Origin of the sequence: Rhodopila sp. (assembly GCF_965276935.1) — a bacterium.
Classification (GTDB): domain Bacteria; phylum Pseudomonadota; class Alphaproteobacteria; order Acetobacterales; family Acetobacteraceae; genus Rhodopila.
Window position 1 is genome coordinate 951382 of sequence record NZ_CBDIBS010000003.1, and the last position, 14011, is coordinate 965392.

The 14011-nt window shown below is 63.9% G+C and carries 13 protein-coding genes; 6 read left to right on the plus strand and 7 right to left on the minus strand.

Annotated features, from left to right (window positions below):
• Positions 1-94: 94 nt before the first annotated feature.
• Genes ACQY4S_RS12235 through ACQY4S_RS12245 form a run of 3 tightly spaced genes read left to right on the plus strand, consistent with a single transcriptional unit; the run spans position 95 to position 3751 of the window.
• On the plus strand, positions 95-556 hold the full coding sequence (locus tag ACQY4S_RS12235) for a (2Fe-2S)-binding protein (protein ID WP_428486265.1): 462 nt from the start codon (positions 95-97) through the stop codon (positions 554-556).
• Positions 557-559: 3 nt separating this feature from the next.
• Positions 560-1528, plus strand: coding sequence for an FAD binding domain-containing protein (locus tag ACQY4S_RS12240; protein ID WP_428485481.1), 969 nt, complete (start codon positions 560-562; stop codon positions 1526-1528).
• 9 nt (positions 1529-1537) lie between these two features.
• Complete coding sequence (locus tag ACQY4S_RS12245) at positions 1538-3751, plus strand: xanthine dehydrogenase family protein molybdopterin-binding subunit (RefSeq protein ID WP_428485482.1); 2214 nt, start codon at positions 1538-1540, stop codon at positions 3749-3751.
• 130 nt (positions 3752-3881) lie between these two features.
• Here the strand turns inward: ACQY4S_RS12245 and ACQY4S_RS12250 are convergent, their stop codons facing one another.
• Together ACQY4S_RS12250 and ACQY4S_RS12255 are read right to left on the minus strand one after the other, a co-directional pair.
• A complete protein-coding gene (locus ACQY4S_RS12250; RefSeq protein WP_428485483.1) occupies positions 3882-5099 on the minus strand; it encodes an ABC transporter substrate-binding protein in 1218 nt (405 codons plus the stop codon).
• Between the two features lie 228 nt (positions 5100-5327).
• The gene (locus ACQY4S_RS12255) at positions 5328-5729 is read right to left on the minus strand and encodes a hypothetical protein (protein WP_428485484.1); all 402 of its coding nucleotides are present in this window, start codon (positions 5727-5729) and stop codon (positions 5328-5330) included.
• A 36-nt stretch (positions 5730-5765) separates the two neighbouring features.
• Here ACQY4S_RS12255 and ACQY4S_RS12260 point away from each other — a divergent pair, with 36 nt between their 5' ends.
• The gene (locus ACQY4S_RS12260; RefSeq protein WP_428485485.1) at positions 5766-6116 is read left to right on the plus strand and encodes a hypothetical protein; all 351 of its coding nucleotides are present in this window, start codon (positions 5766-5768) and stop codon (positions 6114-6116) included.
• 34 nt (positions 6117-6150) lie between these two features.
• Here the strand turns inward: ACQY4S_RS12260 and ACQY4S_RS12265 are convergent, their stop codons facing one another.
• On the minus strand, positions 6151-7644 hold the full coding sequence (locus ACQY4S_RS12265) for an ATP-binding cassette domain-containing protein (RefSeq protein ID WP_428485486.1): 1494 nt from the start codon (positions 7642-7644) through the stop codon (positions 6151-6153).
• 514 nt (positions 7645-8158) lie between these two features.
• Between ACQY4S_RS12265 and ACQY4S_RS12270 the strand changes: the two genes are divergently transcribed.
• Positions 8159-8482, plus strand: a complete 324-nt coding sequence (locus ACQY4S_RS12270; protein WP_428485487.1) for a nucleotidyltransferase domain-containing protein — start codon at positions 8159-8161, stop codon at positions 8480-8482.
• Entirely contained in the window at positions 8479-8898 is a 420-nt protein-coding gene (locus ACQY4S_RS12275; protein ID WP_428485488.1) for a HEPN domain-containing protein, read from the plus strand. The genes ACQY4S_RS12270 and ACQY4S_RS12275 overlap by 4 nt, the downstream gene beginning before the upstream one ends.
• Before the next feature lie 94 nt (positions 8899-8992).
• On the opposite strand, the gene ACQY4S_RS12280 is transcribed toward ACQY4S_RS12275, so the two are convergent.
• The 4 genes from ACQY4S_RS12280 to ACQY4S_RS12295 all read right to left on the minus strand — a co-directional run bounded on the left by ACQY4S_RS12280 (position 8993) and on the right by ACQY4S_RS12295 (position 13573).
• Positions 8993-9184, minus strand: a complete 192-nt coding sequence (locus ACQY4S_RS12280) for a hypothetical protein (protein WP_428485489.1) — start codon at positions 9182-9184, stop codon at positions 8993-8995.
• 99 nt (positions 9185-9283) lie between these two features.
• A complete protein-coding gene (locus ACQY4S_RS12285) occupies positions 9284-9901 on the minus strand; it encodes a PEP-CTERM sorting domain-containing protein (RefSeq protein ID WP_428485490.1) in 618 nt (205 codons plus the stop codon).
• Positions 9902-10448: 547 nt separating this feature from the next.
• A complete protein-coding gene (gene parE / locus ACQY4S_RS12290) occupies positions 10449-12398 on the minus strand; it encodes a DNA topoisomerase IV subunit B (RefSeq protein WP_428485491.1) in 1950 nt (649 codons plus the stop codon).
• 308 nt (positions 12399-12706) lie between these two features.
• Positions 12707-13573, minus strand: coding sequence for a DMT family transporter (locus ACQY4S_RS12295; protein ID WP_428485492.1), 867 nt, complete (start codon positions 13571-13573; stop codon positions 12707-12709).
• Between the last annotated feature and the right edge of the window lie 438 nt (positions 13574-14011).

A 14011-nucleotide genomic window follows, 5' to 3' on the forward strand; every position in this document is an offset into this window, starting at 1 on the left:
AGTAGGCGGCGTTGCGCTGACGACGGCGGCAACGGCCTTGGCCGATGATACGTCGCCTGCCCGCACTTCCGGTGGTAACCGTCCCGTACCCGACATGGTCCCGGTGACGCTGCGGGTGAATGGCGAAATGGTGAAGCTGATGGTCGACCAGCGCACCTCTTTGCTGGATGCGCTGCGCGAACAGGCCGGCCTGACCGGCACGAAGAAGGGCTGCGACCGAGGGTCCTGTGGCGCTTGCACGGTGCACATCGACGACCGGCGGGTACTGTCGTGCCTGACCTTGGCGGCCCGTTGCCAGAACAGGGAGATCACCACGATCGAGGGTCTGGCGAACGGCAACAAGCTGCATCCGGTGCAGGCCGCTTTCATGCAACATGATGGCTTTCAATGCGGCTACTGCACGCCAGGGCAGATCATGTCCGCCGTGGCGCTGATCAAGGAAGGTCACGCCGGCTCGACCGATGAGATCCGTGAGTGGATGAGCGGCAATATCTGCCGCTGCGGTGCCTATCCCAACATTGTCGCGGCGGTCCAGCAGGGCGCGCGGGAGGGCTGACCGATGCAAGCGTTCACCCTGGTTCATCCGTCCGACGCGAAAGCCGCCGTCGTCGCGGCCAGCCATTCCAATGCGAAGTACATTGCCGGCGGCACCGATCTTTTGCAGCTTGCGAAGGACAACATCGAAACGCCCGACCACCTTGTCGACCTGGAGGCGCTGAACCTGTCGCGCATCGAGGCGGGACCGGGGCGGCTCCGCCTGGAAGCCCTGGCGCGCATGAGCGATGTCGCGGCGCATCCGGCGGTGGTGAAATCCTGGCCGGTTCTGTCGCAGGCGCTGCTGGCCTCGGCCTCGCCGCAGATCCGCAACATGGGGACGATGGGCGGCAACCTGCTGCAGCGCACCCGGTGCGGCTATTTCCGCGACACCGGTTTTAACTGCAACAAGCGGAACCCTGGCTCCGGCTGTCCGGCAATCAACGGCGAGAACCGCAACCTCGCCATCCTGGGCGGCAGCGATCAATGTATCGCCACTTATCCTGGGGATATGGCGGTGGCGCTGCTCGTGCTGGATGCGCAGGTCGAGCTTAGCGGACACGCCGGCGTGCGGACCGTTCCGATCGGCGACTTCCACCGGCTGCCGGGCGATACGCCACATATCGAAACGGAGCTGCAGCCGGGGGAAATGATCACGGCGATCCGCATTCCCGCGACGGCCGAGCGGTCGGCTTATCTGAAGGTGCGCGATCGATCCAGCTTCGCGTTCGCTCTGGTTTCCGCCGCCGTTGCCCTGGATATCCAGGGGGGCGTCATCCGTTCGGCGCGCGTCGCGGCCGGCGGCGTCGGCACCAAGCCATGGCGCCTGCCGGAGGTGGAGGCGGCGCTGACTGGCAAGCCGGCAAACGCGGACACGCTGAAGGCGGCCGCGGACCGAGCTGGCGAGGGCGCACATCCGGCCAGCATGAACGCGTTCAAGCCCCTGCTTCTGCGCCGCACCGTGCTGCGCGCGCTGCAGACCGTTTCGGTATAGGAGAGCGACATGGCGATGAATGGGGCGATGATCGGCAAGCCGATCAACCGCATCGATGGCCGACTGAAAGTAACCGGGTCGGCGAAATACGCCGCCGAATTCGCCGTGCCGGGCGTGGTTCACGCGGTGCTGGTGGAAGGCACGATCGGCGCCGGCTCGATCGCCGGATTTGACTTGGCCGAGGCGCAAGGCATGCCGGGCGTGCTGGCGATCATCACGCCGGACAACGCCGGCAAGCTTGAAAGCCCGAAGAATATGCCGCAGGCGGTGGCCGGTCCCCTGTTGCAGAACCATGACATTCTCTACAATGGCCAACATGTCGCCGTGGTGGTCGCCGAGACGCTGCAGCAGGCGCAGGCTGCCGGCGCGCGGGTGAGGGTTCATTACAACAATGGTGAAGTCGCCACCTCGATGGATGCACTGCTGGGCCAGGCTTACGTGCCAAAGCATTTTCGCAGTGGGCAACGGCCGCCTGACTCCAACCGCGGTGATTCGGAGGGCGCCTTCAGCACCGGGGCGGTGAAGCTGGACACCACCTATGTTACGCCGCTCGAGCACCATAATCCAATGGAGCCGCATGCCACGATCGCGGCGTGGAACGGCAACAAGCTGACGGTTTGGACCGCGACGCAGGGGATCAGCGGTGCACAGAACACCCTGGCCGGGCAATTTGGCCTCGACAAGGCGGATGTGCGGGTGATCGATCCCTATGTCGGCGGCGGCTTTGGCTGCAAGGGCAACACCTGGCCGCCCGCCACCTTCGCGGCGCTGGCCGCGCGCATGGTCCGCCGGCCGGTCAAGCTGGTGCTGTCGCGGGCACAGATGTTCACCTCCAACGGCTATCGGCCGCGCACGGTGCAGAAGCTGAAACTGGCGGCCGACAACGATGGCAAGTTGCTGTCCATGCGGCATGACGGATTCAGCTCGATGTCCCAGCCGGTGCTGGGGGAGTTCGTCGAACCGGTGGCGCTGGCAACCGAGATGCTGTACGCGTGCCCGAACGTCGCGATTACGCATCGGCTCGTCGCGCTGAACGCGCCTCTGCCGACCTACATGCGTGCGCCCGGCGAATCCTCCGGCGTCTACGCGTTGGAATCGGCGATGGACGAGATGGCCGTCGCGTTGAAGATGGACCCGATCGAGTTCCGTCTGCGCAACTACGCCGAGACCGACCCGCATGAGAACAAGCCGTTCGCCAGCAAGGCGCTGCGGGCATGCTACCAGCAGGGTGCCGCGGCATTCGGCTGGGACAAGCGGACGCCGGAACCCCGCTCGATGCGCGACGGTCATGTGCTGGTCGGCTGGGGCTTTGCCACCAGCACCTACCCGACCAACCGCCAGCCCGCGACGGTGCGGGCGCGCATGAACCGCGATGGCAGCGTGGTGGTGCAGTCGGGCACGCAGGATCTGGGCACCGGCACCTACACCGTGATGACGCAGGTCGCCGCCGACACCTTGGGCATTCCCATCCAGCGCATCCGCTTCGAACTCGGCGACAGCGTGTTGCCGCCGGCGCCGGTATCCGGCGGTTCCTCGACCGTGCCGAGCGTGGCACCGGCGGTGGCGGCGGCTTGTAAGGGGCTGTTGGCGAAGATCAAGGACCTTGCCATCGCCGACCCGAGCGGCGGCTGGCATAATCAGTCGCCGGATGTCCTGCAGGTGCGGGACGGGCTTGTCATCGGACCAGATCGGCGTGTGTCGATCACGTCGCTGCTGGAGAGGCACAACCAACCGTTCATCGAGGCCACGGTCAAGGGCGCGCCGGGCGACGAGAAAAAGCAATACTCCTTGCACGCTTTTGGGGCACAGTTCGCGGAGGTGCGTGTCGATGCCGATCTGGGCACGATCCGCGTGACCCGGTTTGTCGGCGCGTTCGATGGCGGCCGCATTCTGAATGCCAAGACCGCGCGCAGCCAGTTGATCGGCGGCATTACTTTCGGCATCGGCATGGCGCTGCTGGAGGAGACGCTGGTGGATGGGGAAACCGGCCGTATCGTCAATCCCAACGTCTCCGAATACCTGATGCCGGTGAACGCCGATGTACCTGACATCCAGACGATTATCGTGCAGAACGATGAGACCCGGTCCAATCCGTTGGGGGTGAAGGGAATAGGCGAGTTGCCGATGGTGGGCGTCGCCGCGGCGATCGCCAATGCGGTGTATCACGCCACTGGAGTGCGGGTGCGAAAGGTGCCGATCCGCATCGAGGACGTCTTGGTCTGACGGCACCACGGTGCGCGACGTCATGCGGGGACAGACGTGCCTGGCTGGCCAAGACCGGTCATGACGCGGCGGTGTGAGATACCGCAACGGGAGGTAGCCCCCGAGGCAGGCAATGGCAGGGGGTGCCGGTTCAGGTCTTTTCCGCCAGCGGACAGCCGGCGTCAGCCAGCGGACGAAATGCCTGATCGCCAGGAACGGTCTGCAGAATCGCCTCGTAGTCCCAGGGTGTTTTCGACTCCGCCGGTTGCTTGACGCGGATCAGATACATGTCGTGGAGCAGCCGGCCGTCGGCACGGATGTGCCCTTCGTTGGCGTAAACATCCTGGACCGGCATGGCGCGCATTCTTGCGGCGACGACGGTACTATCGGTGCCGCCTGCCGCGGCGACCGCGCGAAGATAATGCAGCACCGCGGAATACGTCGCGGCCTGGGACATCGACGGCATGGTATGATGCCGCGCGAAAAACCTTTCGGACCAGCCGCGTGTCTGGTCCGTGCGGTTCCAGGTGAACGATGTCATCAACGTCATGCCATGCGCGACCGAAAGCCCGAGACTATGGATGTCTTGGATGGTGCACAGCAGGGGAACCAAGGTCTGCCCACCCTGCGGGATACCAAATTCCGCAGCCTGCTTGACCGCATTGGTCATGTCGGCGCCACCACTGGCGAGGGCGACAACCTTCGCGCCGGAGGCTTTCGCCGCCAGCAGGAAAGAACTGAAATCCCCTGCGTCGATCGGGTGCCGGACCGAACCCAGCACACGGCCCCCGGCCGAACGGACAGCGTCCGAGGCGGATGTCTCCAGCGCGGTGCCGAAGGCGAAATCCACCGCCAGGAAGAACCAGCTATCCAGTCCGCGGGCGACGAGCGTCCGCGCCACACCGTGGGTCAGGGCGTAGCTGTCGTAGTTCCATGACATCGCGGTCGGGGTGCAGAACCTGCCGGTGAAGTCATTGGTGCTGACAGCGATTGCGATAACGATGCCGCTCCGCTCGCGCGCCACCTGCTCGACGGCCAGCGCCACGGCGGAGTTATCCAGGCCGACAATCAGGTTCACGCCATCCCGCTCGTACCACTGCCGGGCAATGGCGGAGCCGATGTCCGCCTTGTTCTGATTATCGGCGGAAAGGATCTCAATGGTGCGTCCGAGCACGCTGCCGCCGACGTCCTCGGCCGCCATTCGCGCGGCAAGGACTGATCCGGATCCAATGCTGTCGGAGTAGACACCCGTCATGTCGGTCAGCACGCCGACGCGAAGGGCCGTGGGCTGTGCTCTGCCATGCATCGGGCTCAGGCCGAGCATGGCGCCGCCTGCCATGCAAAACCTTCGCCGGTTCAAGATGCGCATGGTTGTTTCCTGGGCTGGTTGTTCGACGAACGCTAGGGCACAGTCGGTGAATTACCTAATCGCGCGTTCCAGGGGGGCTTGCTAGATCAGGCCAGGCTGGGCGAGGCAAGCGGTTCTACAGTTTTGTCTCACGCGCCATGACGGGAGCCGCGACGTGGTCAGGAGCAGACACCGGTCGCGCTGGTTTTCATCAGCGGGCCGAGTCCGGTTGTCCGGACGCTGTCCTGTCTACGCCGCCGGCGCGGCTTCCATCGGCGTGGCCGCGATCTGCTCGCCCGCGCGGGCGGCGTGTTCGGCCTGACGACGTTTAGCGGTCTTGGCCATGGACTGAACCGCCAGACGTTTCTGATAGGCCTGACTCCAGGTCAGGCCGCCGTACTTGCCCCGGTTCTTGTTCTTGTCAGCGGATCGGATCGGGTCGCGGGCGGTTTCGATCAGGGCGATTGCCTTTTCAACGGCAGGACGATCTGGAGGCGCATCAGGCTGGCTATCCGGGATTTCGACCTCCGGCTGAGCGATGCCGGCTTGGCGGTCACGCTGCATTTCCTGCAACTTCTGGCGGCTGCGATGCGCTTCGCGATTGAGGCTGACGGCGCTGCTTCGCAAACGGATGATCCGGGCCAGCGGCATATCGTCGTCCATGGCCTGGCTGAGCGCTTCAAGGGTATGAAAGCCGAAGCTGATGATTTCAGCCGCGAGCAGAAGTTCGGCCTCGGTTTCGGCTTGATAGGTGGCAAGCATGTGGTTGGCGGCGTCGCGTGCGGCGGTCAGGTCGCCGTTGGCACCGGCAAGGAAAAGCAGCGCGAGGCGCCCGAGGACGGTGTCCTGGATGGCGAGTGGGATGTTGGCCAAGGGGAACATGCGGGTGCCTCGGGTGGGTCGTGGTTGTTCTGTCGGATCATAGGCATGAAGTCCTTATTTCGCAAGTATTTTTTCTTAATTCGCGATGACCCTATGCTTAGCCTTGCAGCATCAGCAGGAACCGCGGCAGGTGTCAGTTGTGCGCCTGTATTCTAGCCGCATCAGTCGCACAACATGATTGGACGACGCACTAATCCTCCAGCGCAGCGGTTTCCCGCATCCGGCCATCCGCAACTTGAAGAAAGCGCGTAGCAACGGCGTGGACAAACGACCGGTCGTGTGAGACCAGCAAGCAAGTTGCCCTGTGCGCGAGGATCTCGGCCTCCAGCCGCTCCTGACCGGCGATGTCCACGTGGTTGGTCGGCTCGTCCATCAGATAGAAGTTCGGCGCCGCCAGCCGCAACGCCAGCAGGCCAAGCCGCGCCCGCTGACCCGGCGACAGTTGCCCGATCAGCCGGCGCTGCGTGTCGACATCGAAGCCCGCGCCGGCCAGCAGGCTGAGGCTGCGCTGGTCGCCAAGCCGGAACTCATCCGCCACGAAGTCCAGCGGTGTCCGCGTCGGCGGCAACTGCGACATCTGCTGGTCCAGGTAGCCCGTCACCACGGTCGGCGCGACGGTGACGCCCGGAATTGCCGCGTCGTCGGACATTGCACGGCGCAGCAGGTGGACGAACCGCGACTTGCCGACGCCGTTCGCCCCATAGACGACGATGCGATCGTGCTGAAAGATCTTTAGTATGTCAGTCCGGAACAGCCCCTGTCCGTCAGGCGTTGCGACCGCCACGTCGTCCAAGCTGATCAACACCTTGGCGTGCGTGCCGCGATTAACCAGCCGGATCTGGCCGGGGCGCGTCCGCTCCGGCGGCTGCAGCGACTGCTCGATCGCCTCGGCGCGGCCGTTGAGTTGCTTCGCCTTCTTCAGCAACAAGTCGCTGCCGCTGTTAACCCCGACATTGCGCAGCTCCCCAGCATTGCGGCGCAGACGCTTGGCCTCCTTCGCATCGCGCGCCAGTTTGGCTTCCCGGGCCGCATCGTGTTCGGCCAGCAACTCACGCGCGCGGCTGAACGGATGCGCAAACAAGCAAGAGGTATCGGGGCGCAGGAACAGCGTGTGGGTGGTGCAGTTATCCAGGAATTGCCGGTCATGGCTGGCAATGATCATGGCCACCCCTTCGGTTGCATGATTGATCCAATCCTCCAGCACCGCCAGCCGTTGCAGATCGAGGTGGTTGGTCGGCTCGTCCAGCAGCAGCACATCCGGATCGGTGACCCAGACACGGGCAAGCAACGCCAGCCGCTGCCAGCCGCCGCTGAGCGCCGATAGCGGCCGCTCCCGCAGCGCCGCGGGGGTATTCAGCAGGTCGAGCACCAGCCCGGCTTTCCAGGCGTTTTCGCCGCGCTCCGCCAGTGGAATGGCACGTCGGATCGCCTCGATGAACGACAGGGGGAGCAGGTGGGCGGGCATTTCCTGCGCCACCAGTCCTACCCTCAGGCCACGGCGGCGGGTGATTTCGCCCGTGCTGGCCTCGGCTTCGCCAGACAGGCAGCGCAACAGCGTGGTCTTACCCGCCCCGTTGCCGGCGACCAGTCCGATGCGCTGGGTGTCGTGAAGGCTGAGGTCGAGATTGCGGAACAGCAGGCGCGGCGACACGACGCCGAGGCTGCGCAGATGGATCAGGCTCATGGGTTTTCTCGTGTCCGGGTCGGTCGCCGAAGCGACGGAATGTCATGGCCGCGTCGGAGGACGTGATGTCATACCGACGCGGCGATCGCCGAGCGGGCGAAACCGGACAGAGGACGAGAAGAAGCCGTCAGATCCAGCGTTTGACCCGCCCCACGACGTGCTGTCGCGGGGCGTTCCAGGGTCCACGCGGGTGATGCTGATTGTAGGCGGTCATGCATCCCTTCCGCGGCTGGGCGTTAACAAATGCTCAAGATAACACGGAACGATTACTTGGCGCAAGCAAGCAAGGATGGGCGGAAGCGGATCAGAGGCACGCCCGTCACCAACTCGGCATAGAGGTTTTGACGCGTGCCAGCGCAATTCCGCTGGCTTGCCTTTACCAGCATCCGAGGTCGGATAGAAACTTTGCCGCTTCGCCGTCTGCTATGGGTGGGAAGCGGACGTTAAGCGTGATGCTAAATTCAGGACCTACGGAGATTTTTTCGAACGTGGATCTGTGCCATATTAAGGCACAATGATGAAAAAGCCGCCCGATGATCCTGTGTTGACCCGCTTCCGCGCCGCCGTGATTGAAATCTGTGGCGAGCGCATTGAGCGCGTCGTTTTGTTCGGCTCGCGCGCGCGGGGCGATGCAAGGCCGGCTTCCGATTACGACATTGCCGTTTTTCTCAGGGACGCAGGCACATTCACCGAAGAGAGCGCACGCCTCGCCGCCGTCAGCACTGATATTCTGTTGGACACTGGCGCGGTGATTTCCGCCACGCCGTTCCCTGCCGGGGCCTATCGCGAACGCACGGGTTTCATGCACGAACTACGCAAGGATGGCCTTGATTTATGAAGGCCGAAACCGCCGACTATCTGGCGAAGGCCCATACAACGCTTGCTGACGCCCACACGATTGCAGCGTTACCCTTGCCCCATGTCGCCGCGCGCGAGGCATACCTTGCTGTGTTCCATGCCGCCGAGGCTTACATTTTCGAGCAAAGCGGCAAGGTGGTAAAGACGCATCGGGGCGTCCGCAGCGAATTTTCCCGCCTGGCAAGAGCCGAGCCGCGCATCGGGCGCGACCTCATTACCTTTCTCGGCACCGGCTATCAATTCAAGATGCGGGCTGACTATGCCATTGGTTCGGCGGCCACGCCGATAGCGCCCGCCGAGGCGACCGCCGCAATTGCCACGGCGGCGCGCTTCATCGACACCATAACCCATGTGCTACCGCCGCGCCTGACGCCGCCGCATGGCCCGCGCGCATAGCCGTAAGACTGCAAAACTCAGAACTTTCAAGGCGGCTAAGCGAATAGCGGATCTTCAATGTGCGTCGGCGCAGACAGGTGTTGCGAAGGGCTGATCATCGCGGCACCAGCCGCGTAGCGAGGAACTGGCGCACCTGCCGCTTGGCATTGGCGGCGGTGGCCGGAACACCGCCGCCGCCATGACCAACGTAGAAATGCAGCGGTGCGGTGGCGTCGAACCCATGCAGGGCGCCGGGATAGGTCAGCATCTTGACGTTCGTCGACTCCGGCGACGACGAACGCCTCATGTTTCTTATCAGTAATATGATCCACCAGCCGCCACATCGAAACACGCGGGCGTATAGGCGCGGTGGAATACAAGGATCATAGGGCAGCCTACGCCGTCGTCACCGCTCGAGCGACGCAGAAAGGGCGGCACCCTGCGGCATTGCCCCACCTGTAAAGCATCCCGACAGACTGGATCGGGCGCGCTTGCGACGGATCACGCCGAGGCCAGCGAGGGAGGCGCCGAGCAGTGCTATGCTGCCGGGTTCGGGCACGGAGGCAATGGTGAACTCGCCCGAGACCACACTGTCCTGGGTTGCGTAGCCGTTAACGTAGACGGCGGCGTTCGATACGCCAGTGTTCACGCCCAGGGATAGATTGTGGTTCACCGGATCCAAAACGATGGCGGGGTTGTAGTTAGATGGCGCGGTTGCGAAAGATGCCGCGTATGAAGCACAGACGTAGATCGTGGAACATGCATTCGACAAGTTGAGCGCGTTGCTACCCCCCGCATCGTACACATTGGTCGCTTCGAGGGAGACATTGGTCTCGGAATTGGTGTTTGTATTATGTGTGAAGCTGCCGGACACCCCGACATCGTAGGTGAGGTTGTTGCGATTCTCATCGGTCACTTGAATGGTAGCTGATACATCGTAGGCGATTGCGGTCGCACGGGCCCCCGGCGCGGTTGCCACGCCGAGTGCGAGCAAGGCGGCGGTAGACAGGACGGGCTTTTTCACGGCGAAATTTCCTTACTAGATGTCGTTTCACGCATACAACGAGACGTGGATCCGACACTGCAACGTTCACGCCGATTCCAATAAGCTAAAAGTTTAGGTAAAAAGTTTCAAAATGTACGAAATAATCCGGCAGATGACCGACTGGCTCACCGGATTCCGAATCGGCGCCTTGGAAGCGGTCACGGTGTTCGACGAAACTGAAAATAACCCACATCGAGCAACGTGGCGAGGATGCGAACGGCCACATTCCCCGGAAAAAACCAAGAATGTCGCACCGCCGATCTGCGCAAGGTTGGACGGGCTTGTGTTGCGAAAATCTCGCGCAAATGGCCGCTGTAGGTCGAAATCAGCCTTCCTTTGCAGGACCGCACACCGATCGGCAAATGGTACTAGCGGCGGCATCCCGCTCCGGCACCTAGTAGATAAAATCCAACGGATAGGTCCGTTGAATTTATCCACTAGGCTTTGATTTGGTGGGCCGATTCACCTAACGCTTGGAAACCAAGCGTCAGGATCGGACTACTAGCTTCATCCGCCCGCCGCGCCCCTAAACATCCACCTCTTCCACCGTCTTCGCCCGGTCCTGGATGAACGCGAACCGCAACTCTGGCCGCCGTCCCATCAGGCTTTCCACCAGCTCGTTCGTGGCCGCCCGCTCCTCCGCCGCCGCGACCACCTTCAGCAAGGTCCGCTTCGCCGGGTCCATGGTGGTTTCCTTCAACTGTGCCGGCGGCATTTCGCCCAGGCCCTTAAACCGACTGACGTCGACTTTGGCGCCGGCCTTGAACTCGCGCTTGATCTTGCGCTCGCGGTCGTCGTCGTCCATGGCGTAGATCGATTTCGCACCTTGGGTCAGCCGATACAGCGGCGGCTGCGCCAGATAGACATGGCCGTGGCGCACCAGTTCCGGCAGCTCGCGGTAGAAGAATGTCATCAGCAGTGACGCGATATGCGCGCCGTCCACATCGGCGTCGGTCATGATGATCACCCTTCCGTAGCGCAGCCTGGCGCGGTCGAAGCGGTCGCCGACGCCGCAGCCCAGCGCCTCGATCAGGTCCTTCAGCTCCTGGTTCTGCCGCAGCTTGTCGGCCGAGGCGCTGGCGACGTTCAGGATCTTGCCGCGCAGCGGCAGCACCGCCTGGGTTTCCCGGTTGCGCGCCTGTTTGGCCGAACCGCCGGCGCTGTCGCCCTCCACCAGGAAGATTTCGGTCTCGGCCGCGTTCTCCCGCGTGCAGTCGGTCAGCTTGCCGGGCAGCCGCAGCCTGCGGGTGGGCGACTTGCGCGCGGTGTCCTTGCTCTCCTTGCGGCGGATGCGTTCCTCCGCCCGCTCGATGACGAAGGCCAGCAGGTTGTCGGCCGACCCCGGATCGCCGGCGAGGAAATGGTCGAAGCGGTCGCGCAGCGCCGTCTCGGTCAGCCGAGCGGCTTCGTTGCTGGTCAGCTTCTCCTTGGTCTGCCCCTGGAACTGCGGCTCGCGGATGAACAGCGACAGCTTTGCCGCCACTGGATCGAGCGCGTCGTCAGCGGTGATCTGCGCCGCACGCTTATTGCCGCGCTGCTCGCCCCAGGCGCGCAGGCCCTTGACCAGCGCGGCGCGGAACCCGGTCTCGTGCGTGCCGCCCTGCGAGGTGGGCACGGTGTTGCAGTAGGAATGCAGGAAACCGTCGCCTTCCTCCAGCCAGGAGACCGCCCATTCGACGCGGCCGGCGGCCTCACCGGGCAGGTTGGCTTCGCCCGCCCAGATCTGCGGCAGGACGCGAGGGATGGTCCCGATATCGGCTTCCAGACTGTCGCGCAGGCCGCCAGGGAAGTGCAGCACCGCCTCGGCTGGGACCTCGTCCTTGCCGCCGGCCAGCGAAGCGGCGCAGCTCCAGCGGATTTCCACGCCGCGGAACAGATAGGCCTTGGAGCGGCATAGCCGATACAGCCGGCTGGGGACGAAGCGCAGCGGACCGAAGATCTCGGTGTCCGGCTTGAAGCGGATGCTGGTGCCGCGGCGGTTGTGGACGGGTCCGGCGTTGACCAGCCTGGTCAGCGGCTTGCCGCGGGCGTAGCTCTGCTTCCACAGCACGCGGTCGCGCCAGACCTCGACTTCCATCCGTTCCGACAGCGCGTTCACCACCGAACTGCCAACCCCGTGCAGGCCGCCGGAGGTCGCGTAGGCTTTGCCGCCGAACTTGCCGCCCGAGTGCAGGGTGGTCAGGATGACCTCCAGCGCGCTCAGGTTCTTGAACTTCGGGTGAGGGTCGACCGGGATGCCGCGGCCGTTGTCGCGCACCGTCAGCCAGTTGTTCTCCTCCAGCGAGACTTCGATGAAGCTGGCATGGCCGGCCACTGCCTCGTCCATCGCGTTGTCCAGGATTTCCGCCGCCAGGTGGTGCAGGGCGGGTTCGTCGGTGCCGCCGATATACATGCCGGGGCGCTTGCGGACGGGCTCCAACCCCTCCAGGACCTCGATGTCCTTGGCGGAGTAGTCGGAGTCGTCGCGTGCTGGCATGCCGGACTTTCCGGCGAGGGCGCCGTTGGGGCGGACTTGCGGCTTGGCCGTGGGTTGCACGGCGGCCGCGTCAGGACGCCCAATGTCAGGGCGCCCACTCTCAGGGCGCTTTATGTCAGGGCGCCTTTTGGGGATCTTCCCGGTCTCTGATCCAAACAGATCGTTCATGCTGTGTTCCCAATCGCGGACGGCACCCTACTACATGCGGCACGCGGGAGTCCGCAACCGCCGAATGGGAACCGCCGAATGGAGACCGCGCATCAGGGCAGGATGGAGCGCCTGGCTCCGACGGTCGATACCGGCAGGCGTCAATGCTTGGCGGGCACGGCATTGACAAGCCAGCATCCGGCCGAGGCCACGACCAACCCAATCATGGCGAGCGGACTGACCCGCTCCCCCAGCAGCACCCACGCCAGCACCGCCACCGTGCCAGGGACGAGGTAGAAGTTTGCCGTCGTCCGCGCGGCAGTCCCGCGGCGCAGCATGGCGAAGTAGATCCCCATCCCGCCGAGCGACACCAGGATGGTGTTCCAGGCAACGGCGGCGATGGTTATGTCGGTCCAGTCCGCGTGCGGGGTTTCCAGCCACCAGGTGCCGAACGCGGACACGCCGGCGGCGGACAGGAACTGCGCGGTGGCGCCGCACAGCAATGGAACGCCACGGCAGAACCGCCCAAAATACAGCGTTCCCCCAACCAGTCCAAGAACTCCGAGGAATGCCAGCGCCAGGCCGTCGAACTGTAGGGCGCTTCGCAGCGCCGCCTGACCGACGACAAGCCCGACACCGACGACCCCCAGCGCCAGGCCCAGCCATTGGCCAGGCAGAACCCGCTCCCGCAGCAATACGGCACCCGAGGCAGCGGTCAGCAGCGGCGTAAGGGATTGCACCAGCGCGATCGAGGCGGCGGGTGCGATCATCAGCCCGGCCTGTGGCCCCATCAATCCGACGGCGTTCAGCAGCGCTCCGGCAACCGCGCAGTGCAGCCAACGACGTCCGGCAAGCGGTTGCCATGACCGGCGCAGCAGCAGCATCAATGCCACCAGCACGACCGCGCAGGCCGTAAGGCGCACAGCAACGAACAGCAGCGGCGACACGTAGCGCAATCCGGCCTTTGTCGTGATGAACGACGAGCTCCAGAGCAGGACGAACAGGAAGGGCGCAAGCCGGTCGAACATTGGCGTTCCTCTCCACAGGCGTATGCTGATCGGCCGATCGCCGGGTCGGAGGTCTGATGCCGGGTGTGCGCGTGTGGGGGATAAGTGGATTGATAAGCGAAGTTTCCTGTTATCGTTATGCCCGTCCTACGGCTAACCGAAGATTCAACCTTAAGAGGAAGGCCAGGCCAACTACCCCACGGTAATCAGGATAGAGACGTTCTGCTAGGAATGCGAGTTGGATCGCGCCCGTATTTCGCCGATCTATCTTCAGCAATTACCGTTCAAATCGCGCACGACGGTTGTCCTAATGGCCGGTCGTGCAGCGCACGCAAAGGGTGCGGTTGGCTCGGCGGCAGATAACGATTTCGGCGAAGCCGTAGCGCCTATAACCGTTGCAGAGCCTAGATTTGACCAAGAGGAACGAATCATGCACATTGTCCGCTCTAGGTTAGACCG